Consider the following 1,233-nt stretch of genomic DNA (forward strand, 5'->3'; position numbering starts at 1 on the left):
GGTTGGACTACCTTCCTGCGTCACCCCATCGCTTACCTACTACAAGTCTGGTTCGTCGGCTCCACCACTTTCCTTTCCCCGAAGGGTCCGGAACGGCTTCACGGACTTAGCATCGCCTGATTCGATATTGGGCGTTTCAAAGCGGGTACCGGAATATCAACCGGTTGTCCATCGACTACGCCTGTCGGCCTCGCCTTAGGTCCCGACTTACCCTGGGCAGATCAGCTTGACCCAGGAACCCTTAGTCAATCGGCGCACACGTTTCTCACGTGTGTATCGCTACTCATGCCTGCATTCTCACTCGTGAACCGTCCACAACTCGCTTCCGCGGCTGCTTCACCCGGCACACGACGCTCCCCTACCCATCACAGCGGGCGTTGGCCCTATAGCTGCAATGACACGACTTCGGCGGTACGCTTGAGCCCCGCTACATTGTCGGCGCGGAATCACTTGACCAGTGAGCTATTACGCACTCTTTCAAGGGTGGCTGCTTCTAAGCCAACCTCCTGGTTGTCTCTGCGACTCCACATCCTTTCCCACTTAGCGTACGCTTAGGGGCCTTAGTCGATGCTCTGGGCTGTTTCCCTCTCGACCATGGAGCTTATCCCCCACAGTCTCACTGCCGTGCTCTCACTTACCGGCATTCGGAGTTTGGCTAAGGTCAGTAACCCGGTAGGGCCCATCGCCTATCCAGTGCTCTACCTCCGGCAAGAAACACACGACGCTGCACCTAAATGCATTTCGGGGAGAACCAGCTATCACGGAGTTTGATTGGCCTTTCACCCCTAACCACAGGTCATCCCCCAGGTTTTCAACCCTGGTGGGTTCGGTCCTCCACGAAGTCTTACCTCCGCTTCAACCTGCCCATGGCTAGATCACTCCGCTTCGGGTCTTGAGCGCGCTACTAAATCGCCCTATTCGGACTCGCTTTCGCTACGGCTTCCCCACACGGGTTAACCTCGCAACACACCGCAAACTCGCAGGCTCATTCTTCAAAAGGCACGCAGTCACGACCCACCGAGTAAACTCGATGAGCGACGCTCCCACGGCTTGTAGGCACACGGTTTCAGGTACTATTTCACTCCGCTCCCGCGGTACTTTTCACCATTCCCTCACGGTACTATCCGCTATCGGTCACCAGGGAATATTTAGGCTTAGCGGGTGGTCCCGCCAGATTCACACGGGATTTCTCGGGCCCCGTGCTACTTGGGTGTCTCTCAAACGAGCCGTTAA

1 rRNA gene (cut by both window edges) is annotated in these 1,233 nt (G+C 56.5%); it reads right to left on the reverse strand.

The annotated features are described in order from the left end of the window. Positions 1–1,233, reverse strand: a 23S ribosomal RNA gene (locus ABT034_RS35165) (it extends past both window edges: 1,556 nt to the left, 194 nt to the right).

The organism is Streptomyces sp. NPDC002773, assembly GCF_040295605.1.
Lineage (GTDB): Bacteria > Actinomycetota > Actinomycetes > Streptomycetales > Streptomycetaceae > Streptomyces.